The 20,654-nt window shown below is 67.3% G+C and carries 21 protein-coding genes; 4 read left to right on the forward strand and 17 right to left on the reverse strand.

What is annotated here, in order from left to right:
• Positions 1-194 precede the first annotated feature (194 nt).
• The 10 genes from ABW137_RS35415 to ABW137_RS35460 are packed head-to-tail and all read right to left on the reverse strand — an operon-like array spanning position 195 to position 11,299.
• Positions 195-1,262, reverse strand: coding sequence for a hypothetical protein (locus ABW137_RS35415; RefSeq protein ID WP_526407558.1), 1,068 nt, complete (start codon positions 1,260-1,262; stop codon positions 195-197).
• Between the two features lie 60 nt (positions 1,263-1,322).
• Positions 1,323-2,429, reverse strand: coding sequence for an ABC transporter ATP-binding protein (locus ABW137_RS35420; protein ID WP_526407560.1), 1,107 nt, complete (start codon positions 2,427-2,429; stop codon positions 1,323-1,325).
• Between the two features lie 12 nt (positions 2,430-2,441).
• A complete protein-coding gene (locus ABW137_RS35425) occupies positions 2,442-3,350 on the reverse strand; it encodes a carbohydrate ABC transporter permease (protein WP_526407562.1) in 909 nt (302 codons plus the stop codon).
• On the reverse strand, positions 3,350-4,237 hold the full coding sequence (locus ABW137_RS35430; RefSeq protein WP_526407564.1) for a carbohydrate ABC transporter permease: 888 nt from the start codon (positions 4,235-4,237) through the stop codon (positions 3,350-3,352). Before ABW137_RS35430 ends, ABW137_RS35425 begins: the two co-directional genes overlap by 1 nt.
• A 4-nt stretch (positions 4,238-4,241) precedes the next feature.
• Positions 4,242-5,522 (reverse strand): ABC transporter substrate-binding protein, encoded by a 1,281-nt coding sequence (locus tag ABW137_RS35435; RefSeq protein WP_526407566.1) that lies wholly within the window; start codon positions 5,520-5,522, stop codon positions 4,242-4,244.
• Between the two features lie 23 nt (positions 5,523-5,545).
• Positions 5,546-6,856 carry an alpha-glucosidase/alpha-galactosidase gene (locus ABW137_RS35440; protein ID WP_526407568.1) on the reverse strand — a complete coding sequence of 437 codons (1,311 nt, stop codon included), beginning with the start codon at positions 6,854-6,856 and terminating at the stop codon, positions 5,546-5,548.
• Positions 6,853-7,806 (reverse strand): EamA family transporter, encoded by a 954-nt coding sequence (locus tag ABW137_RS35445; RefSeq protein WP_526407570.1) that lies wholly within the window; start codon positions 7,804-7,806, stop codon positions 6,853-6,855. Before ABW137_RS35445 ends, ABW137_RS35440 begins: the two co-directional genes overlap by 4 nt.
• Positions 7,803-8,825 (reverse strand): BadF/BadG/BcrA/BcrD ATPase family protein, encoded by a 1,023-nt coding sequence (locus ABW137_RS35450; RefSeq protein ID WP_526407572.1) that lies wholly within the window; start codon positions 8,823-8,825, stop codon positions 7,803-7,805. Before ABW137_RS35450 ends, ABW137_RS35445 begins: the two co-directional genes overlap by 4 nt.
• Positions 8,818-9,969: an SIS domain-containing protein gene (locus ABW137_RS35455; RefSeq protein WP_526407574.1), complete on the reverse strand. Its 1,152-nt coding sequence runs from the start codon at positions 9,967-9,969 to the stop codon at positions 8,818-8,820. Before ABW137_RS35455 ends, ABW137_RS35450 begins: the two co-directional genes overlap by 8 nt.
• Entirely contained in the window at positions 9,962-11,299 is a 1,338-nt protein-coding gene (locus tag ABW137_RS35460) for a D-tagatose-bisphosphate aldolase, class II, non-catalytic subunit (protein WP_526407576.1), read from the reverse strand. The genes ABW137_RS35455 and ABW137_RS35460 overlap by 8 nt, the downstream gene beginning before the upstream one ends.
• A gap of 142 nt (positions 11,300-11,441) precedes the next feature.
• Between ABW137_RS35460 and ABW137_RS35465 the strand changes: the two genes are divergently transcribed.
• Positions 11,442-12,227 (forward strand): DeoR/GlpR family DNA-binding transcription regulator, encoded by a 786-nt coding sequence (locus ABW137_RS35465; protein ID WP_526407578.1) that lies wholly within the window; start codon positions 11,442-11,444, stop codon positions 12,225-12,227.
• Here the strand turns inward: ABW137_RS35465 and ABW137_RS35470 are convergent.
• Positions 12,224-13,078 (reverse strand): LLM class F420-dependent oxidoreductase, encoded by an 855-nt coding sequence (locus ABW137_RS35470; protein WP_526407580.1) that lies wholly within the window; start codon positions 13,076-13,078, stop codon positions 12,224-12,226. The two genes, ABW137_RS35465 and ABW137_RS35470, sit on opposite strands and share 4 nt — an antisense overlap.
• Before the next feature lie 92 nt (positions 13,079-13,170).
• Here ABW137_RS35470 and ABW137_RS35475 point away from each other — a divergent pair, with 92 nt between their 5' ends.
• Complete coding sequence (locus ABW137_RS35475) at positions 13,171-13,746, forward strand: TIGR03086 family metal-binding protein (protein ID WP_526407582.1); 576 nt, start codon at positions 13,171-13,173, stop codon at positions 13,744-13,746.
• Here the strand turns inward: ABW137_RS35475 and ABW137_RS35480 are convergent.
• The 4 genes from ABW137_RS35480 to ABW137_RS35495 all read right to left on the reverse strand — a co-directional run bounded on the left by ABW137_RS35480 (position 13,743) and on the right by ABW137_RS35495 (position 17,011).
• The gene (locus tag ABW137_RS35480; RefSeq protein ID WP_526407584.1) at positions 13,743-15,155 is read right to left on the reverse strand and encodes a 9-bladed beta-propeller domain-containing protein; all 1,413 of its coding nucleotides are present in this window, start codon (positions 15,153-15,155) and stop codon (positions 13,743-13,745) included. The two genes, ABW137_RS35475 and ABW137_RS35480, sit on opposite strands and share 4 nt — an antisense overlap.
• The gene (locus ABW137_RS35485; RefSeq protein ID WP_526407586.1) at positions 15,148-15,657 is read right to left on the reverse strand and encodes a YbaB/EbfC family DNA-binding protein; all 510 of its coding nucleotides are present in this window, start codon (positions 15,655-15,657) and stop codon (positions 15,148-15,150) included. The genes ABW137_RS35480 and ABW137_RS35485 overlap by 8 nt, the downstream gene beginning before the upstream one ends.
• Positions 15,658-15,681: 24 nt before the next feature.
• Positions 15,682-16,005: a type VII secretion target gene (locus ABW137_RS35490; RefSeq protein WP_526407588.1), complete on the reverse strand. Its 324-nt coding sequence runs from the start codon at positions 16,003-16,005 to the stop codon at positions 15,682-15,684.
• 61 nt (positions 16,006-16,066) lie between these two features.
• Complete coding sequence (locus ABW137_RS35495) at positions 16,067-17,011, reverse strand: EspA/EspE family type VII secretion system effector (RefSeq protein ID WP_526407590.1); 945 nt, start codon at positions 17,009-17,011, stop codon at positions 16,067-16,069.
• A 102-nt stretch (positions 17,012-17,113) separates the two neighbouring features.
• Between ABW137_RS35495 and ABW137_RS35500 the strand changes: the two genes are divergently transcribed.
• Complete coding sequence (locus ABW137_RS35500) at positions 17,114-18,118, forward strand: PHP domain-containing protein (RefSeq protein WP_526407592.1); 1,005 nt, start codon at positions 17,114-17,116, stop codon at positions 18,116-18,118.
• Here the strand turns inward: ABW137_RS35500 and dinB are convergent.
• Entirely contained in the window at positions 18,115-19,386 is a 1,272-nt protein-coding gene (gene dinB, locus ABW137_RS35505; protein ID WP_526407593.1) for a DNA polymerase IV, read from the reverse strand. The two genes, ABW137_RS35500 and dinB, sit on opposite strands and share 4 nt — an antisense overlap.
• Before the next feature lie 114 nt (positions 19,387-19,500).
• Positions 19,501-20,142 carry a TetR/AcrR family transcriptional regulator gene (locus ABW137_RS35510; RefSeq protein ID WP_526407595.1) on the reverse strand — a complete coding sequence of 214 codons (642 nt, stop codon included), beginning with the start codon at positions 20,140-20,142 and terminating at the stop codon, positions 19,501-19,503.
• A gap of 76 nt (positions 20,143-20,218) precedes the next feature.
• On the opposite strand from ABW137_RS35510, the gene ABW137_RS35515 reads away from it, so the two are divergent.
• Positions 20,219-20,654: flavin-containing monooxygenase (locus ABW137_RS35515; protein WP_526407597.1), on the forward strand; the 436-nt coding region annotated here is incomplete at its 3' end.

The raw sequence follows: 20,654 nt of genomic DNA on the forward strand, positions 1-20,654 counted from the left end.
CGATCAACCGTTCCAGGATGCGTCGAATCGCCTGGTCACTGCTTCGGCACCCGGTCCGCAGCCGTGAGTTCCCCGCCAAGCACGAGCGCCTGGTCACCAGCGCGGAGCTGCTGCGCTACGGCTACTGAGCCTGTGCTCGGCACCACGGTCGCACCCCGGCGATTGTTTGCTTAGCGGCCATATCTACTTCGCCGTCAGTTAATGGGCTGCCTTGCGCAGTCGTAAGTCGCTTCGACCTCGGCTCCGTGGTCGATCACCTCGAAGTCCTCGACCGCCACGCCACTGAACGATTGCGCATCGATGCCGAGGTCGGCCCACTTCGCCGAGCTGGTTCGATCGTCGGCGAACGTCAGCGCGATTTCGCCACCGTCGGACAGATACATCCCGTACTTCTTCAGCGCCGCGATGACCACCTTCTGCGGGTCGGTGAACGCCGAATCGTCGAAGTCCGGGCGCAGCCGAAGGTTCACCCCGTACGGCGGCGCGTCCGCGTCGTCGTTGGTCGGCCCGCCCGCATGCGTCGCGGGCGGCACGTAGACGCCTTCCTTCATCCGGTCGTTCGGGAGGATGAACCGCACCGCATGGGCGACCTCGCCCGCGGCGACCTCGTCGGCGGTGGGCGTCAGCGCCGCGATCGGAAAGCCCGCGGCGTCGGCGCTGGTGCATTGAGCGCCGCGCAAGGTGTCCGGGTAACTCGCGTCGAGATCCCAGGTGAACAGGCCAAGCGCGGTCATCTCGTCGCCCACCCGATTGGCCTGATACAGCTCGTAGAGTCGACGCCCCTCGGTGTCGGCCACCAGCAGATGACAGTCACCCTGGCCCTCGGTCGCGCCGGAGACGTCGCACGTCAGGTCGGAGGAGCCCTCGACGTTGGCGCCGGCGGGGACCGGCATGTCGGCGGGAACGGCCTCGCAGTCAGGGCCGCCGTAGCAGTAGCCGTCGATCCCGACCACCGACATTCGTGGCGTGCCGGAATCTGCCGTGAACACCGGGATCTGGAAGTCGACCTGGAAGACGTTGCCGTTGCCCCAGCCTCCCGCGCCTGCCAGCGCGGCGAGTATCGCATCACTGTGGGTCGACGCCACCGCTTCCGAGACGTCGGTGGTCCACGGCTGCGATCCCGCGAACAGTCCGCTCGCCGGTGCCGCGGCTGTAGCGTTGGGTGGCGGCTTGGCGCCCGTCCTCGCCGTTTCGCCTTGGCCGCTGCACGAGGCGATCAGCACGGCGACGACGCCGAGCGCGAGAATGGACCGGTGCGTCACGAGGGATGACGCTAGCGCCGGATCGCTACCGACAAATCGGGTGTTTCCCTTGGTTCGCCGTCATGCGTTGAGCAGCTCGCGGCGTCTGGCCTCTCCCGTCTCGGCGTCGAAGAAGTAGGTCCGTTCGGGCGGCATGGCCAGACCGACACGCGTCCCCGACTCCAGCACCGTTCCCGCGGGCGCCTGGACGATCACGCGGGTGTCACCGACCAGCGCGGTGACCAGCGCGTGGCTCCCAAGGGGCTCGACGAAGTCGACGCGGGCGGCCAGCATGCCGTCGACCTGCGTGGTGTGCAATTGCAGATGCTCGGGACGCACTCCCACCGTGACCGGGCCGTCCGGCGAGCGGAGCGACGGGGTGTGAATCGGCGCCGCCGGACCCGCGGCATCGTCGACGTGCAGCACGCCGTCGCGGACCATGCCGGGCACCAGGTTCATGGGCGGGCTGCCCATGAACGCTGCAACGAACGTATTGGCGGGCCGGTTGTAGATGTCGTCGGTGGTGCCGATCTGCTGAACCTCGCCGTTGGACATCACGCAGAGCCGGTCGCCGAGCGTCATCGCCTCGACCTGATCGTGGGTGACGTAGATGGACGTGACGGGGACCTCCCGGTGCAGCCGCTTGAGATCACCGCGCACCTGGTTGCGCAGCTTCGCGTCGAGGTTGGACAGTGGCTCGTCGAGCAGGAACGCCTGCGGCTTGCGCACCAACGCCCGCCCCATCGCGACCCGTTGGCGTTGCCCGCCCGACAGCTGACCCGGTTTGCGGTCCAACAGTGCCTCGATCTGCAACAGCTCGGCCGTCTCTTGGACCCGTCGCTGCACCTCGGCGCGCGGGGTGCGACGCTGCCGAAGCCCGTACGCCAGATTGCGGTACACGGTCATGTGCGGATACAGCGCGTAGTTCTGAAACACCATCGCGATGTCGCGCTGCCCGGGGGCCAACCCGTTGACCACCGCCCCGCCGATCCTGATCTCGCCCGACGTCGGCTTGTCGAGGCCGGCAAGCAGGCGCAGCGCGGTGCTCTTGCCACACCCCGAGGGCCCGACGAGGATCAGGAACTCCCCGTCCGCCACGGTGAGATTGAGGTTCTTGAGCGCGACGGTGTCTTCTCCGCGGCCGCCTCGATACCGCCGCACCACATCCCGGAACTCGACTTCTGCCAATGTCTTTCCCCCTCAGCCCTTGATTCCGGTACTGGCGACCGATTGGACGAAGTACTTCTGCGCACCGAGGAACACCAGCAGCATCGGCAGCAGACTCATTACGTTGGCCGCCATGAGCAGCGGCCACTTCACGCGGTGTGCACCCTGGAAGTAGCTGAGCCCCAACGGGATCGTCATCTGGTCCTGGGACGTGATGACGATCAGTGGCCACAGGAAGTCATTCCACGACGTGAGGACGGTCAACGCCGCAAGCGTCGCCATGGCGGGCAGTGACAGCGGAAGCACGATCTTGAACAGCACGCCCAGCCGTGACGTTCCGTCGACCCGGGCCGCTTCCTCCAACTCGACCGGAACGGTCTGGAAGAACTGGCGCAGGAAGAAGATCCCGAACGCCGTCGCCAGGTTGGGCAGCATCAGCGCGCCGATGTGGTCGATCCCAAGGCCCGCCCACACGTTGTCGCCGAACCACTTGACGATCAGGAACACCGGAATCATCGTGACCTGGAACGGCACCATGAGAGTCGCCATCAACGCGACGAAAAGCGCTCCGCGACCGAGGAATCGGATGCGGGCGAACGCGTAGCCGGCCAGGCTGCACACGACCAGATTGCTGATCAGCACCACCAGCGTGACCAGCGTGCTGTTGACGAAGAAGTGGCCGAACGGCGCCGCGTTCCACGCCTCGGCGTAGTTCCCCCACTGCGGGCTCTCTGGGAAGAGTACCGGCGGGAAGTGGTTGGTCTCCCCCTCGGTCTCCAGGGACGTGACGAGCATCCACAACAGCGGCACGACCAACAGGAACGTCATCGGGATGAGGACCAGATGCCACGGGCTGAACGGCAGTCTCAGCCGGAATCGACGCGGCGAAGATCCAGTGTGCGGCGCAGGTGTTTCGGTGACGGGTAGCTCCGTTGTGGTCATCAGTCGAGCACGTGCTTCCTCGCCAGCCGGAACTGAACGGCGGTGATCACCAGGATGACGACGAACAGCGCGTAGGCCATCGCGGCGGCGTACCCGGCATCGAAGTGCACGAAGGCGCGATCCCACAGGTAGTAGACGATGACGGTGGTCGCGCGCAGTGGACCACCGCGCGTGGTGGCGTACACCTCGTCGAAGAGTTGCAGTGCGTTGATCGTCAGCCAGACCACCAGGAACAGATTCGCCGGACCGAGCAGCGGCACCGTGATGGTGCGGAACCGGGTGAATGCGCTCGCCCCGTCGATCGCCGCGGCCTCGTGCAACTCTGCTGGAACCCCTTGCAGTGCAGCGAGATAGACGATCACCGCGAAGCCCGTCCACCCCCAGATCGTCATCGCGACGATCACGAACAACGCCTGCGACGGGGAGGCCAGAAACGGCTGCGACGGTAACCCGACGGCGTTGAGGCCCGCGTTGACCAAGCCATAGTCGCGGTCGGTCAACCACAGGAAGATGATCCCCTGGGAGATGGTCGAGACCGCCATCGTGATGTAGGCCGCGGTGCGGTACACCGAGATGAAGCGCAGCGAGCGGTTCATCGCCGCCGCGACCAGCAGACCGACCAGCATCGTTCCCGGCACGAACAGCACGGTGTAGACGATGGTGTGCTTGATGGCCTCGACGAAGACTGGGTCATCGGCCAGTTTCCGGTAGTTCTCCAGGCCGACCCATGGCGTTTCCGGCGTGAGCAGATCGGACTGCTGGAAGGACAGCCGCAGCGACATCAGCACCGGCAGCAACCCGAAGATGCCGATCAGTACCGCCGCGGGCGTGGCCAGCGCCCAGCCGGCGACGCCGTCGCTGCGACCCACCCGACCGAGGAGCGACATCCGGTTACTTCTCGGCCAACGCCGCGTCCGCGGCCTGCGCAGCCGAGTTCAGTGCGTCGGCAGGCTGCTCCTTGCCAAGCATGACGGACACGATTGCCTGGCCCAACGCCTCGGACACGTCGGGGTATTGCTCGACGGTGGGCCTGACCTTCTTCACGTTGGTCAGGTTCTGCACGAATACCGCTGTGCCGGGGACATTCTCGTTGAGCGTGTCGAGGACGGTCTGGTCCTCGCCCACCGACGTGCGAATCGGCAGATCACCGGTGCCCAGCGAGAACGCCTTGACCTGTTCGGGAGCCGAGAGCCATTTGACGAAGTCGATCGCCGCCTTCTTCTTGGCGTCACCGTTGTCGAAGACCACCCAGTTGTCCGGACCCGCGATCGTTTGGTGGCCACCAGACGATCCGGCGAACGTGGGCATCACCTGGACGCCATAGTCGATGTCGGGCAGCTGGCTGAGATCCCACGGGCCGGTGATCAGCATCGCGACCTTGCCGCTGTTCATCAGCTTCGGGCCGTTCTCGTTGGTGGTGTCGAGGTAGAGCGACTTGTCGGTGACCGCCATTTGTTGCAGCACGGTCAGTGCCTTGACACCGGCCTCGGAGTTGAACGCGGTGCGTGCGTCGTCCTGCGTCAGGATGTCCCCGCCGGCCTCCCAGAGCATCGGAAGGTAGTGCCAGACGGTGTCCTCGCTACCGTCGGCGGGGATGAGCCAGCCGTATTGTCCCTTGGCCGGATCGGTCAGCTTGGCCGCCGCTGCGCGGAAGTCGTCCCAGGTCCAGTCCGGGGTGGGCGGCGCGACACCGGCCTCGGCGAACAACTTCTCGTTGTAGACGATCGCGAGATTGTCCACCAGGGCTGGCACGCCAACGACCTTGTCACCGACGGTGGCGGCGTCGCGCTCAGCCTGATAGAAGTCGTCCCACTTCCAATCTGGTTGGGACACTTCCTCGGCCATGTCGACGACCTGCGGGATCTGGGCGATGTTCGGGGACCACGACCCGAACATGTACGCGACGTCGGGTGCGCTGCCGCCGCGCACCGCGGTCAGCACCTTCTGCAGCACCAGGTCGTTGCTGGAGTACAGGTCGGTGACCTTGACGTCGGGATGTTCCTTGTTGTACTGCGCGATCAGGCCCTTGAACACCTCGCCCTCGGTGTCCTGATAGCCGTGCCACACCGCGATCTCGGTTGGTCCCGACGGTGCCGAGCCACCACCGCCGCACGCGCTGAGGACGAAGGCGAGGACGGCGGCCAATGCGATGCAGAGGCGGGATCGAATCATTTGGGGCACTCCTTGTTCGGATCTCATGGCGTGAGCGTGGTTCGGAGCGGTTCTGGCAGAAGGCCACCGTGAGCGACGGTCAGTTCGTCGCACAGTTCCCAGATCTGGTCGACGGTGAGCGTGGCGGCGGTGTTGGGATCCACCATCGCCGCCGCCCGAACCAACCGTGGATCGCCGTCGACGGCGGCGCGGACCGCGAGTTCGACGGGGCCGAGGAAGCTGCGGTTGAGCGCAGCGCACTGCGGCGGAAGGTCGCCGACCATGGTCGGGTGGGCACCGAGGGCGTCGAGCACCGTCGGCACTTCGACGGCGACGCCGTTGGGCAGGTTGGTGATCAGTCCGTCGTTGACGACGTTGGCGGAGATGACGCGAACGGTCCCGGTCTCCAGCGAGTGGATCACCTGCGGGGCGTACTCGGTGGCCTCGGCATCGATGGCCAGGGTCTCGGCGTTGGCCAACTGCGCTCGGACACTTGCGTACTCGGCGAGGTTGTCCTGGCTGATCGACACGTACTCGCCGACGTTGAGGCGGAGCCGGTCGATCTCGCCGGGATGGCGCAGGTACCACGGCACGTACTCACTGCTGTGCTCGCTGGTCTCGGTGGGGTAGTAGCCAAGGCGGCGGTACATGTCGACGCGCACCCGCCTGCGCAGCTCGGGATCCGCGGCGATGCGCTGGTCGAGCAGCGGGTACAGGTCCTGGCCGCCGCGCTCCCACCGCAGCACCCACGCCTGGTGATTGACTCCCGCCGACCAGTACGACACCTCGTCGAACGGCACGTCGACGAGCTCGCACAGGCCAACCATCGTCCAGTACACGGAGTGGCACAGGCCGAGCACCTTCAATTCCGGTGCGACGTGTCGTAGGAACGTCACGTTCATCGCCATCGGGTTGGTGTAGTTCAGCAGCCAGGCGTCGGGGCACACCTCGGTCATGTCCTTGGCGATGGCCGCCAACGCGGGGAACGTTCGGAGCCCACGGAAGATCCCGCCGATACCGATCGTGTCGCCGATGGTCTGATGCACGCCGAAGCGTTCGGGGATCTCGAAGTCACGCACCGTGGCCTCGTGCATGCCGACCTGGATGACGTTGATGACGTAGTTGGCGCCCTCGAGTGCCCTTCGGCGGTCGGCGGTGGCCACCACCTCGGGTTCGGCACCCGCCTCCCGTGCGGTGGCGCGGGCGATCGCCTCGGCCGTCTCCAGCCGTTCGGCATCGATGTCGTGCAGGACGACGCGGACCGAACCGAGTTCCGGGAAGGAGAAGATGTCGCCGAGCAGTTCGCGGGTGAACACCACGCTGCCCGCCCCGACGATGACGATCGTCGGCTTCACTTGGTGCTCTTGGACTTCGAGGGGACGGGTTCGAGCACTGCGTCGGTCAGTGCCTCACCACGCTTCTCGTCGCTGTAGACCATCAACGTCGAGCCGACGAGGGCCAGCACGATGCCGATGGCGCCGTACGGGCTCGGCAAGGTCTGGTAGGCGATCAGCGACACGACGATCGTCAGGGCCGGTGCCAGCGCGTTGGTGGTCGGTGCAACGATGGAGGCCTTGCCACGGCTGAGTGCCATCACCAGGAACAATGCCCCGACGGCGTTGAGCAGCTGGGTGCCGGCCGTCAATGCCGGTGCTTGCCATGGGAAGTCGAGCGGGATTCCGCCGAGCGAGATCAGCGCGACGGGAATCAGCAGCAGTCCACTGATCGCCATCCACCCGAACGTGGTGGCGTCGTTGACACCGATCGTCGCGGTCTTGCGCATGAAGTAGGCCTGCACGCCCCACGCCACGCAGATCAGGACCGCCAGCGGCAACCACGGCCCCGATGACCCGTCGGAGTCGGCACTGGTGATGCTGAACAGTACGATCGCGGCGAGCGCGGCGACCAGGCCGACGATCGCCAGGCCCGAAACCCGTTCGCGCAGAAGCACCATCGCCATCACCACGGTGATCGCGGGTGAGATGGAGACGATCGGGAAGATGAGGTACGCCGGACCCATCGTCAACGCCTGGAAGAGCAGAAGCTGACCACCGGCGCCGGTCAGCCCGATGAGCAGGCCGTACATCGCCGCCTTCGGTCGCCGGTCGAAGCGCTGGCCGCGCAGTGCGAAGGCCGCCGGGATGATCATCGTCAGCGCCCAGATGCAATAGATCATCTCGTCGGGATAGCCGTACTTCGTTGCGGGCAGCGCCGAGAACGCCCCCCACACCCCCCAGAACAGGATGAGCAGTGCTGCGTAGAAGATCCAGCTGCGGGTCTGGCCCGCGGTGGTCTTGTCGGTCATGACGTCTTCACCTCTTCGGAACGTGGTTGGGCGTTGGCGAGTTGACGGATGGACTCCGAACTCAGGGGTCGGCCGTCGACCTTGGCGGCATAGAGGGCGGCGCCCGCGGCGGGATCGAGCACCGGCCGTCGCACGTCGTACTTCGCAGGCAGCGCCTGCAGCGCGGCCAGGAACGCCTCGCGGAAGCCGCGGTCGGAGAACATTCCGCCCGAGTACGACACCGGAACCGGCTCGTCGGTGAAACCGAGTCGGACTCTGGTGGTTTCGACGAGGGCCACCAGTTCGTCCGTGGCCGACGCCAGGATCCGGGTGGCCACGGGGTCGTGCTGGCGGGCGGCCTCGCAGACGGTGGTCGCCAGCGCGGCGATGGAGCTGCGGTTGCCGCCCCACGTGTCGATGACGAGGCTGACGACGTCGAGGTCACCGGCGAGCTGCAGTCGGTCCCTCAGAAGGTCGTGCAGAGCGCTGCGGTCCATTCGGCCGTCACTCATCCTGCTGAACGCGTTCAACCCTTGCGTAGCAACCCAATACGCCGAACCCTCGTCACCGAACAGTTCACCCCAGCCGCCGACGCGATGGCCGGTGCCCCGGCGTTCGCCGTAGGTCATCGATCCGGTGCCGCTGATGACGTTGATGCCGTCCTCGCAGGCCAGCGATCCCGCCCACCCGCACACCATGTCGTTGTCGCAGCGGTAGCGGTCGTGGCCGAGCACGTGGGCTCCGACGGCGTCGAGTCTGGCGATGTCACCGCTGGCCTCGCCGTAGCCGGGGATGCCGAAGAACGCCCGGTCGATCCCGGAGCCGTCGATGCCTGCCTGCTGGCAGATGTCGTCGATGCCCTGTGCCAGAACGCGTTCGACGACCTCGAAGCCGTCATGGCCTGGCGTATCTTGCTGGGTGGCGGCGTTGAAGTAGTAGGACGTGGGCGCGGTGGCCCTGGCCAGGACGTGGCCGTCCGAATCGATGAGCGCAAACGCGGTCTTCGAGCCTCCGCCGTCGACACCGAGATATCTAGCCACGTGCCTCACCTGCGTTCATCGGGTAGATCGTGACGCCCTTGACGACGCGGCTCACCTCGCCGGAGGGGAACGGGTTGTCCGGCGTCTTGCGGTACTCCAACGAGGTGAACAGCGCGACATACTGTGCGAACACCAGATAGGGCAGCGCGACGAGGGCATCGCCGAGGCCGTCGAGGCCGGGAACCACGACGGCCGGGCCAAGCGCTGCCGGGATCGGCGCGGTGCTGATCACCGTGACGGCGTCCTGCCCGAGTTGAGCGCGGATCTCGGCGACGATGTCGAGGTCGTAGCGCCGGGTGTGGGGATCGGTCGAGACGTACACCACGACGAGGGTGTCCGCGTCGAGCACCGACTTGGGTCCGTGCCGGAAACCCAGCGGAGAGTCGAAGTACGTCACCACCTCACCGGCGGTGAGTTCCAGTAGCTTCAAGGCGGATTCACGGGCGAGCCCCTCCAGCGGCCCACTGCCGAGGTACACGAAGCGCTGCTTCTTGGTCTGGGCGATGGCGCGGATGTCGGCCTGCGAATCCACGACGTGCTGGGCGGCCGTGGCGAGGGCGTCGGCGTCGCTGGGCCGGGCCGGGCCGAGCAGCAGCAGCGCCGTCAACAGCATCGAGGTGAGGCTCGACGTCATCGCAAAACCGACGTCGTTGGTGCGCTCGGGCATGAAGACGACGAGGGAGTTCGCGCGACCCTGATGCGCGCGACCCAGTTCGCCGTCGCGGTCACACGTGAGGATGAGATGCCAGACGTCGTCGACGAGTTCGTCGGCAAGCGCGGTGGTCGCCAGGCTTTCCGGGCTGTTGCCCGAGCGTCCGAACGACACCAGCAGGGTGGGGGTTGCGCGTTCCAGGAAGTTCAGCGGACCTGCGACGATGTCGGTCGTCGGAATGGCATCGACGCGGAGGTTCAGATGGCGGCGCAGTGCGGGTGCGGCAATGTCACCCGCGAACGCCGAGCTACCCGCGCCCGTCAGGATGATCCGCAGATCGGGCCGCGCGAGGAGGTCCCCGAGGAAGGCGGTGGCGTCGTCGTCGGTGCGGCCTGCCACCTCGCGCCACGCGTCGGGCTGTTGCCCGATCTCCAGAATCGTTGCGCCGCCGTCTTCTTGGGACGGAGTGCGCGGCGTAGAAGACTTAGTCATCGGCTGCTCCAGTGGCGAGGTTGGTGGTGGTCTGGCAAGCCTGCGCGTAGGGGCGCAGGGCGTCGCGGATCCGGTCGACGACCAGATCCTGCGCGACTGGTTTGAGGAGCCCGGAACGGATCCGGTCGTACTGGCCGGGCAGGAACTGGCTGATCAGAGGTAGCGGAATGCCGGTGCGGTCGAGGTTGGCCAGGAGGGTCTGCCTGGCGGCGTCGACCTCGGGGTCGGCCCAGTAGTAGCGGAGCCGATCGCTGTAGCTGTATCTGCGGGCCGTGCGCTGGGCGCGGGAGTCGCCGTCGTAATAGCCCGCCCAGTACCCGGGCTCGGCCAGCATCCGGCGCTCGATCACCTCGACGAGGTTGGACCGCGACGTCCGCGGCACTAGTTCGGTCTCGATCATCGCCAGTGCGAATAGCGCCTCGCGCATCGCGAACGTCAGTCCAGGACCGACCTTGAGGATGGCCCAGTGGTCTTCCACCAGCTGTCGAAGCCCCTCGGGCCGTTGGTAATCGGTGGAGTGGGCCTCGAAGACCAGGTTGTCCTCGCCGTCGAGGGCGCGGCGCAGTTCGGTCGTCGCCGCACGGTCGTAGTCGATGACGTTGAGGTGGTCGAACTCCACGCCTGGCTGTACCACCAGGGCGATGACGCGCGGCCAGGCAGATGCCAGTCCCTCGTCGGCGAAGGCCCTCTGGTGCGCGGCGATCGTCCGGCGAGCTCGTTCCGGGGGAGTCGGGGTGAGGTGATCCAACGTCTCGTGGGCGCCACCGGGCACCGGCACCTCGGTGCCGATCACGTAGACCGGGCCGTCGGAGCCGATGCGGCGCGCGGTGTCCTCGGCCACCCGCAGCAGCCGCGTCGAGCGGCTCGCCACCACCTCGTCGGGCAGGACGGCGGGATCGTCGGCGCACGACATGCTGCAGTCCAGATGGATCTTGGTGTAGCCGGCCTCGACGTACGCGGCGATCAACACGTCCGCCTTCGCCATGGCCGCACTGGCGGATTCGCGTTGCCAGCGATTGGGGCCAAGGTGGTCGCCGCCGAGGATGACGCGCTCGCGCGGGAACCCGGCGCGGTCCGCGATGTCCCACACCAGATCGCGGAACTGGGCGGGCCGAAGGCCGGTGTAGCCGCCGAACTGGTCGACCTGGTTCGAGGTGGCCTCGATCAGCACGTGACTGCCGTCAGCGGCCGCTTGCACGATGGCCGCCTGCACCACCGTGGGGTGCGCCGAGCACACGGAGTAGATCCCCACCGACTCGCCCGCCCGGTGCCGGGCGATCGTGTCGGCTAGCCCGGTGGCGGGTCGCAAGGTCGGCGTGGCCTGGCTCATCGCGGGATCCGGTCGACCTGTGGGTGTGACGCGGGGAACATTCATCGATCATGAGAAGCTCGCTCAAAGCGCGCAATGCGAATCGACGAAACGATCAGGAAAACTGATCGTCTCCATCGAACGTCCCAAGGAGGGTCAGCGAATGTCGATCAAGCGCACCGACCGGATGCGTGAGGTGCTGTCCCGACTGCGCGACCGCGGGGAGGTCGCGTCCCAGGTGTTGTGCGCCGAACTGCGGGTCTCCGCCGCGACGTTGCGCCGGGACCTCAACGAACTCGAGGAGCAGGGTCTGCTGGTGCGCACCCACGGCGGCGCCAGGGCGCTGGACCCGAGCGGTAGCGAGATCCCCGTGCGGCTGCGTGATCACCGGATGGTGGCCATCAAACGACGGATCGCCCAACGCGCGGCCGCATTGGTGCCCGCGGGCCCGCAGGCGGTTGCCCTCACGGGCGGCGTCACCACCGGCGAGGTGGCCAGAGCGCTCAAGGGCCGCCCGAACATGACCATCGTGACGAACTCCCTGACGATCGCAGCCGACTGCGCCGTCGACGCCCACATGAAGGTGATCGCCACTGGCGGCCTGGTGCGAGCGAATTCCCTTGAGGCCGTTGGCCCGATGTCAGAGCATGCGTTTCAGGTGATCACCGTCGGCACCGCGATCCTCGGCGCCGACGGCATGTCTGCCGAAATCGGCGCAACCACCTTCGACGAGGCCGAGGCGCGCACCGCGATCGCCATGGCGGCCAACGCACAGCGCGTCATCGTCGCCGTCGACGGCTCCAAGATCGGCAAGGTCACGCTCGCAAAGATGGTGCCGCCGAGCCAAATTCACCATCTGGTCACCGACTCGACGGCCAATCACGAACAGCTAGACCGGATCTCGGCAACCGGGGTCCGCGTCCACGTGGTGGAGGTCGACGGAGTCTAGGGCGTGGAGAGCAGCCCCGAATCCCTGATCGCCTCGGCGAGGGGCTCCAGCACTGCGGGATCATACGGCGGCGGCAGGTAGATGATCGCCAGGTCGAGACCCTCTGCGCCGAGCGCGACGCTGTCTTCGACCACCCGCCGGTAGTTGCGGTCCTCGCCGAGCCGGACGTGCGCCGACAGGGTGATCTCCTTCGGGTCGCGGCCGATGTCCTTGCAGCGGGCGGCGAGCACGTCGCGCTTTCGCGCGAACTCCGCAGGCGTGCCGCTGACGAAGTTCCAGTGGTCGGCGTACTTCGCGGTCAAGGGGAGCGTGCGCTTCTCACCGCTGCCCCCGATGCAGATCGGCGGGCGTGGCTGCTGCGGCCCCTTCGGCTCGTTGCGCGCGTCCTTGAGCTGGTAGTACTTGCCATCGAAGGTGGTCGAGTCCTTACTCAGCAGGCTGGTCAACACTTCGCACGCCTCCTCGAAGCGGTCGAAGCGCTCCTTCATGGTGCCGAGCTCGATGCCGTAGGCGCCGGACTCCTCCTCGTTCCAGCCCGCTCCGATGCCGAGCTCGAGGCGACCACGAGAGATCACGTCGAGGGCCGAGGCCATGTTGGCCAGCACCGCGGGGTGGCGGTAATGGATGCCGGTGACCAGCACGCCGACCCTCAGCCGCGTGGTGGCCTGCGCCAGCGCAGTCAGGGTGATCCAGCCCTCCAGACAGGGGCCGGTGGAGTCGGAGAGGATCGGATAGAAGTGATCGAACGTCCAGCCGGACTCGAACACGTCGATGCCGTCGGCGGTCTGCCAGATCGGCAGCAGCTCGTCCCAGGTGGTGTTCTGCGGTGAGGTCTTGAAGGCGAATCGCACTCTTGTCACAGTAGGCCCGGATGCTGGGAGACCGCTGCTGCTCCTCGCGCAGCGCACGATGACTTTCACCACCGGCGCGAGTCTTCACCCACATGATCGACATGACGACCGCGGCAGCCCGTACCGCGAAACTGCTGGACCACGTGCCCGACGACCGGTTGGCGGGGCCGACGCCCTGCGAAAGGCTGAACCTCGGTGAGTTGGTGGCCCACGTCGGTGGGCTCGGGGTGGCCTTCGCCGCGGCGGCCCGCAAGGACTTCGGCGAGCTCACCGGCACCCCTCCAGGGGATGACGGTTACCGACTGGATGCCCACTGGCGGACCCAGTACCCGGTGAATCTGGCAGGCCTTGCCGAGGCCTGGCAGGACGCGTCGGCCTGGGAGGGCATGACCCAGGTCGGTGGCGTCGACCTGCCAGCCGAGGTCTGCGCCATGGTAGGTCTGACCGAGGTGGTGGTGCACGGCTGGGACGTCGCGGTGTCCAGCGGCCAGGACTACGCGGTCGACGACGACGTCGCGGCCGCGTTGCTGCAGCACATGGCCGGCTTCACGGCCAGCGGGCCGGTCGAGGGGCTGTTCGGCCCCGCGGTCGACATCGCCTCTGGCGCCTCGGCATTCGAGCAGACGCTCGCACTCAGCGGTCGCGATCCCGGCTGGCGACCCGCCTAGCCCGGCGCCACCAACGACGTCAGTTCCGAGGCGTCGTCGGACAATTCGACGAGGGTCGTGTCGACGCGCCAGACATCGCGGAACGAACCGATCGGCGACCGAATGGTCCAAAGGTCCACGCACGACGCGAGATCGACTCCCCGCGTGACGAGACCGACGTTCGGGTTGCCCGCCTCGATGACGGCGACACTGCCGTCGGTGCCGAGATACCCGGCGCCGAGATCGTGATCGCAGGCCGAGCCCTGCGTGCCGGTGCGCAGGTCGTACCGCTGCCAGCGCCGCACCATGCCGTCGCCGTGATCTCGGACGAACAGCACGTCGCCGATCAAGCGCGATTCGGACGGCACGTCGCCCTGACCCCGCACGAGCTCCCCGCCGGCCGGCGTGTACCCGGCCCAGCCATCACCGACGAGCCCGACGAGCGGCAGGTCCGCCGACCCGGATCCGATGACGCCCCGAACCCCGTCGCGACCGGTTCGCCTGCCGGAGTCGTCGAAGAACTGCACCTCGGCGGGACCCCGATCGACCGCGACCGCCGCGGCGAAGCCGCCCGGATAGACGACGACGGCCTCTGCCTCGGCGTCCGACGCCACGTCCAACTGGACCACCGAGCCGTCGGCCACCGAGAACACCACCTTGCCGCCCGACGCCCGGTCCTCGGACTGCGACACCACGGTCACCGCCGCCACGTCACGCGTGGTTGCGTACTTCTGGTCGACGGAACCGTCACCCGGCACGAACCAGGTGGTCTCCGCGGTCGCACCGATGCCGAAGACACCCTGTGACGCCGTCTCTGCGACGGCACGGATGCCTACCTGCTGCACCCTCAGCGTCGGCGGCTGGGTGCGCAGGTCGGTGGGGCCGGTGAACGACACCGCACCGCTGCGACCGTCGACGACCCAGGCGGTTCCGCTCCGCACGTCCCCGTCGGCGACGGAGTCACGCAGGCACAGCACGGCGTCGGGGCCGTTGAGGAAGCACTTCGGCTCCGCCCTCCCGGCATCGAGTCGCACCGGGGCGAACAGACGGTCGCCCGTGCGCACGTCAATCCCGACCAACCACCACTGCGTCCCCGTTGGCACAGGACTGCCCGCCACGAAGTAGGCGGAGTCACCGACGTTTCCGACGAATGGACTGGACTCGAACGGTTGCGCGTCGGTCGCGATCCGCGCTCCGTCGGGCAGACCGAGATCGCCGACGCGCGACGTCCACCCAGTGACCGGCGCGACCCGCATCGACGAGGCCAGGACGGTCTGCATCGGTGGCTGCCACGTCGCGCTCGGTTGGGCGCCGTGCGGCCACCAGAGGGCGGCCCCAACCACCGCGACGACCACAACCACCGCGACGGCCCCAACCACCGCACCCGCCACGATCGGCCACCGTCGTCGGCGGGACGCCGAATCACTCACGGTCGTATGCGTAACGCGTGGCGAACAGAAGGGACTTCTCCGAAAGCACCGTCTCTGGCGACGGCAGACCGATCTCACGCTCGAGATAGGCGCGCGTCCAAGAGGGATCGTGGCCCAACCGGTGCATCGCGTCGGCGGTCACCAGGTGTTGCGCGGCGCGCGCCTGGCGATGAGCAAGTCCGCAAATCACGGAGATCTCCTCGCCGAGTTCTGCTTCCGTCATCCGGACCACGTTGGGCGCCAAGTCGACCCGCAGGATCCGGCCGTCCATCAGGACCGTCACCGACACCGTGCCAGTGGGATTCGTCGCGGCGAACAGCATCGTCGACACCTCGTCGGACGCGTCGTCGGCCAGGTAGCCATCGAGTGCGTCGAGGTCCGATCGCTCATCGGGGGCACTGCCAAAGTCGGGGGCGCTGCCAAAGTCGGAGGCGCTGCCAAAGTCGGGACCGATGTCATCGTCGTCCCAGTGATCGTGTTGCGCCCCAAGGTGATCCGTCACGTCGTATGTCCTGGCACCCGGTGTTCAGACCTGGCAGGCGTCGCCGAGGCTGCGCCCCTCGCGGTAGTCGACGTCCTCGTAGTTCGTTGCGGCCGCCACCAGCTTGGTGTCGAGCTCCGTCGACGTCGTATACATCGCGGTGCCTGCGGCCTTGCGCTGGGTTTCGGCGAACGACACGGCGATCCCGGTGGTTGCGCACACGATCCCGTGGCTGCTGACGACGTCGGCGGCGATGTCGCTGGCGGTTCGATTGGCACCGGTGATCAGGTCCGACACCCTGGCGTGCCGCCCCGCGAGGTAGGTGAGGTGCTCCGTGACCACGTCGAGGTTCTGTTCTTGGGCAGTCATGTTCGGGTCTCCGTTCGTGGCTTCGTTCGTGGGCTCCGTCAGTGCTTCCTCCGCGCAAACCTCATCGGCCGGGAGGATCCGAGCCGTACGGAGTGGCAGGCGGGCCCCACACCGGTGGTTCCAGGGGTTCCGGCGGCGTGAACTCCGCATTCGGGTCCAACCGTCCGGGGCGGGTGGTGTCCGCGGTGTCGATCTGCGGGTCGACGAACGTCCCGCACACACCACCGTCGCCCGAGGTGTCCTTGGCGGCGTCCTCGTAGTGGCCGATGTACTCCTTGACGCGCAGCGCGTTCTCGGCGGCGTTCTTGACCAGCACCATCATGGTGGTGTTGGTCGTGGCTAGAGCGGCAGCCGCCGCGGCGGCGTCGGCAACCTGCTTGGCGACGTTGAGCCCTGGCACGGCGTTCATCCACGCGGTCGCCAAGCCGTAGTCGTAGAGGGTCTGCGACGTCTCGTCCAGCGTCTGCCTGGTCCGGCTGACCTGACCGGCCTCGGTGTCGAGGATTCCCGCCAGCGCATCGTCGGCGACCTGGACCTTGGAGACGAGGTCCTTGTGCGACTCGTTGGTCGCGTTGTAGGCCGTCGCCGCCGCTCCATCCCACCGGTCCTCGGCCGCGTTCGTGTAGATGAGCTCCTCGTTGACCGCGGACTCCAACCGGTCGGCGGACTCCCGGTATCCCGTGCCATCCACCGGGTCGTCGAAGCCCGTCGTCGCCCTCTCCGCGTAGATCGCCAACTGCGCGGCGGAGAGGATCGGCGAGTCGGACAGCTTGCCGAACGCCGAACCCGCATACAGCCCGGGGACCGTGCCCGTGAAGCCCCCCAGGCTCGAAAGCCCCTGCAGAACGTCACCCGCATCGCCGAGCAGCTTGCGTCCGTTGGTGGCAACGCCGTGACCGTCGAGGGTGACGACGTCCTCGGCGAGAGCCACGCCGTCCAGTGCGCCGAAGTACAGGCCCCTCGGCACGGCGAAGACCGGACTGTTCCAAAAGTCAGTGAGTCCCAATTACCTCATCCTTCGTCCCGAATCACGCTAGCAGCGGCTGGTCGGGCACCCGCGCACCAAATTCTCGCGACGGCCGGGGATCGCCAAGGGCACACTGGACCCATGGATCCGGTGCTGGCACTACGGGAGATCGCCTACTTCAAGGACCGCGCCCGCGAGGATTCGCGGCGGGTGATGGCCTACCGCAACGCCGCCGACGTCGTCGAGCGGCTCGACGACACCCAGCGCGAGAAGCATGGCAAGGCCAACAGCTGGCAGTCGCTGCCCGGCGTCGGACCCAAGACGGCGAAGGTGATCGCCCAGGCGTGGGCCGGTCGTGAACCCGACGCACTCGTCGAATTACGCGCGGCGGCAACAGATCTTGGTGGCGGCGAGATCAGGTCGGCGCTTCGGGGCGACCTCCACCTGCACTCGAACTGGTCGGACGGCTCCGCACCGATCTCCGAGATGATGGCCACCGCCAAGTCACTGGGTCACGAGTACTGCGCGCTCACCGATCACTCGCCTCGGCTGACGGTCGCCAACGGCCTTTCCCCGGAACGACTTCGGGAACAGCTCGACGTGATCGACGAGCTGAGGGACGCCGTCGCGCCCATGCGCATTCTGACCGGCATCGAGGTCGACATCCTCGACGACGGAAGCCTCGATCAGGAGGACGAGCTGCTGGAGCGTCTCGACGTCGTCGTGGCCAGCGTGCACTCTAAGCTCAAGATGGACTCCGTGGCGATGACCCGCCGGATGGTGCGCGCTGTCTCGGCCGGGCAGGCCGACGTGCTCGGCCACTGCACCGGCAGGTTGGTCGAGGGTGGCAGGGGCATCAGGGCGGAGTCGACGTTCGACGCCGAGAAGGTGTTCACCGCCTGTCGCGACCACGGCACGGCCGTGGAGATCAACTCGCGCCCCGAGCGACGGGACCCGCCGACTCGACTGCTCACGATGGCGCTGGAGATCGGCTGCGACTTCTCCATCGACACCGACGCGCACGCACCGGGGCAGCTCGACTTCCTGGGCTACGGCGCTCAGCGCGCCCTTGACAACGGCGTGCCGGTCGAGCGGATCGTCAACACCTGGCCAGTCGAGAAGCTGCTGGAGTGGACCTCCCGCTAGTCCGGCAACATGGGCATCTCGAGCCCGGGATCGCGACCGAGTAGCACGCCTCGCATCACCGAGGCGTTGCCGAAACGCTGACGTACCTCATCCATCGCGTCGTCGATCGCGATCCGGTCGGCGGCAGAACCCCGCGGCCTGACGCATTCGGCCGACGCGTCGAACGGCAACTCCAGCTGCTGCGCCCCGTCGCGGTCGATGTTGGACACCGCGAAACCAACCAGCGTCAAGCCACGTTCGGCGATCAACGGACCCGCCGAGGCCACCAACGCCCGAGCCGCGGAGAGGACGACGTCGGTCGAGGCAGTGGCCCTCGGCAGCGTGTGCGAGCGGGTGACGCGGCCGTAGTCGTCGAACCGCAATCGCAGCACGATGGTCCGTCCGGTGCGGTCCGCTCGCCGCATCCGCCGCGTGATGCGGTCCACCAGGTTGACCACGACCGCGTCGATCTCGCTGTCCGACATGGTATTTCCCGCTCGACCAAGGGCTCGCTGGGCACCCACCGAACGGCGGCGCACTCCGGTGACGACGCGTCGTCGATCGATGTTGTGCGACAACGCATACAGCTGACGGCCCATGCCGCCGCCCACCATCGAGCCGAGCATGGCCTCGCTCAATTCGGCCACGTCGGCGACCGTGTGCACGCCGTGGGCGTGGAGCTTGTCCGCGGTCTTGGCGCCGACGCCCCACAGCCTTCGCACCGGTAGCGGATGCAGGAACGCCAGTTCACGGTCGGGTGGTACCAGCAGCAAGCCGTCCGGCTTGGCCTCTTGGCTGGCGACCTTGGCGAGGAACTTGGTGCGGGCGATGCCGACGGTGATGGGCAACCCGACCCGGATGCGCACCTGCTCGCGGAGCTGCGCCGCGATCTGCACCGGGGTGCCCGAGACCCGGCCCAGCCCGCTTACGTCCAGGAAAGCCTCGTCGACCGACAGCGGTTCGACCAGGGGAGTGGTGTCGTGGAAGACCTCGAACACCGCGGCGCTGGCGGCCGAGTAGGCCGACATCCTGGGCGGCACCACGATCGCCTGCGGGCAGAGCTGCCTGGCCTGACGTCCGCCCATCGCCGTGCGCACGCCGAAGGCCTTGGCCTCGTAGCTGGCCGCCAGCACCACCCCGCCGCCCACGATCACCGGTCTGCCGCGCAGCGACGGGTCGTCGCGCTGCTCCACGGAGGCGTAGAAGGAGTCGAGGTCGGCGTGCAGGATGGACGCCGAGCCCCGAGGCCGACCATCGGACTCCGAGGCCGCACGCATCGACACGAACATATGTTCGCACCGATGTCCGACGAATCCGGGCCGAACCGCCATCGAATGTGAACGAGGCGACGCCAAACGCGGGTGGACCGTCGGTGAGGTCACACTCGCGGCGGAGCGGGCGAATTACTGGCCTTCGCCGTAGATGCTGGTCAACCAGATGTGGGCGAGAGTGTCGACGATCTGATCCTTGCCCACCGCGCCGTCCTCGTCGACCAGGGTCGCCGTCATCGTCCGCTCGTTCATCAGGTTCAGCGACGTGGCGAGGTCGCGTGCCGGAAGAGTGACGGGGGCGGCGCCACGGGCCCGCTCGATCTCGATCAACGCCGCGGTCTGGTCGATCCACTTCTGCATGAAGGCCGACCAGACGGTGCGCAGCTCGGGGCTGGTGGCGAGCGCCTCGGTGCCCGCGCGCGCCACGACGCTGTGCGAGCCGAACGCCGTGAAGAAGATCCGGATGCCCTCGCGAAACGCCCGCCGCGGATCGCTCGGCAGCGCCTCGATGGCGCCGTCGAAGCCGGTGTCCGCCTCGCGGATGAGGGGATCGATCAGCGACAGCAGCACGGCGTCCTTGGACGGAAAGTAGAAGTAGAACGTCGGTCGAGACAGGCCGGCGCCCTTGGCCAGGTCGTCGACGGAGATGTCGGCGAACTTCTTGTCCTCGAGCAGCCGCTCTGCGGTCGCCAAGATGGCGGCCTCGCGATCGTCGCCGGACGGGCGCGTCGAGCGACGGCCTCGTCCGGAACGGGCTGCGCTCGCGGTGGTCACGCGGATCACCTTACTCCATGTCGAATTTCTCGACACCCTGTTGACCTATTCGACACGGTGTTGATAACGTGGCGCCATGACCGAACACCTCGACGTTCTGATCGTCGGCGCCGGCATCTCCGGCATCAGCGCGGCCTGGCACCTGCAGGACCGCTCGCCCTCGAAGACCTACGCGATCCTGGAACGCCGCGAGAACATGGGCGGCACCTGGGACCTGTTCAAGTACCCCGGCATCCGCTCCGACTCCGACATGTTCACCCTCGGTTTCCGCTTCAAGCCGTGGACGTCGGCCAAGGCCATCGCCGACGGTCCGTCGATCCTGGCCTACGTCAAAGAGGCCGCCGCCGAGAACGGCATCGACAAGAACATCCGCTTCAAGCACCAGGTCACCGCCGCGGAATGGTCCGACGTCGACAACCTGTGGACGCTCACCGTCGACACCGGTGCCGACGAGATCACGATGACCTGCTCGTTCCTCTTCGCCACCACCGGCTACTACAACTACGACCAGG

The organism is Mycobacterium sp. (genome assembly GCF_040509115.1).
Classification (GTDB): Bacteria; Actinomycetota; Actinomycetes; order Mycobacteriales; family Mycobacteriaceae; genus Mycobacterium.

Coding starts and splice junctions, on each gene's coding strand:
- ABW137_RS35500 (WP_526407592.1), top strand. CDS start 17,114: ATGGATCCGGTGCTGGCACTACGGGAGATCGCCTACTTCAAGGACCGC.
- ABW137_RS35425 (WP_526407562.1), bottom strand. CDS start 3,350: ATGACCACAACGGAGCTACCCGTCACCGAAACACCTGCGCCGCACACT.
- ABW137_RS35445 (WP_526407570.1), bottom strand. CDS start 7,806: ATGACCGACAAGACCACCGCGGGCCAGACCCGCAGCTGGATCTTCTAC.
- ABW137_RS35430 (WP_526407564.1), bottom strand. CDS start 4,237: ATGTCGCTCCTCGGTCGGGTGGGTCGCAGCGACGGCGTCGCCGGCTGG.
- ABW137_RS35455 (WP_526407574.1), bottom strand. CDS start 9,969: ATGACTAAGTCTTCTACGCCGCGCACTCCGTCCCAAGAAGACGGCGGC.
- ABW137_RS35475 (WP_526407582.1), top strand. CDS start 13,171: ATGATCGACATGACGACCGCGGCAGCCCGTACCGCGAAACTGCTGGAC.
- ABW137_RS35460 (WP_526407576.1), bottom strand. CDS start 11,299: ATGAGCCAGGCCACGCCGACCTTGCGACCCGCCACCGGGCTAGCCGAC.
- ABW137_RS35435 (WP_526407566.1), bottom strand. CDS start 5,522: ATGATTCGATCCCGCCTCTGCATCGCATTGGCCGCCGTCCTCGCCTTC.
- ABW137_RS35490 (WP_526407588.1), bottom strand. CDS start 16,005: ATGACTGCCCAAGAACAGAACCTCGACGTGGTCACGGAGCACCTCACC.
- ABW137_RS35465 (WP_526407578.1), top strand. CDS start 11,442: ATGTCGATCAAGCGCACCGACCGGATGCGTGAGGTGCTGTCCCGACTG.
- dinB (WP_526407593.1), bottom strand. CDS start 19,386: ATGTTCGTGTCGATGCGTGCGGCCTCGGAGTCCGATGGTCGGCCTCGG.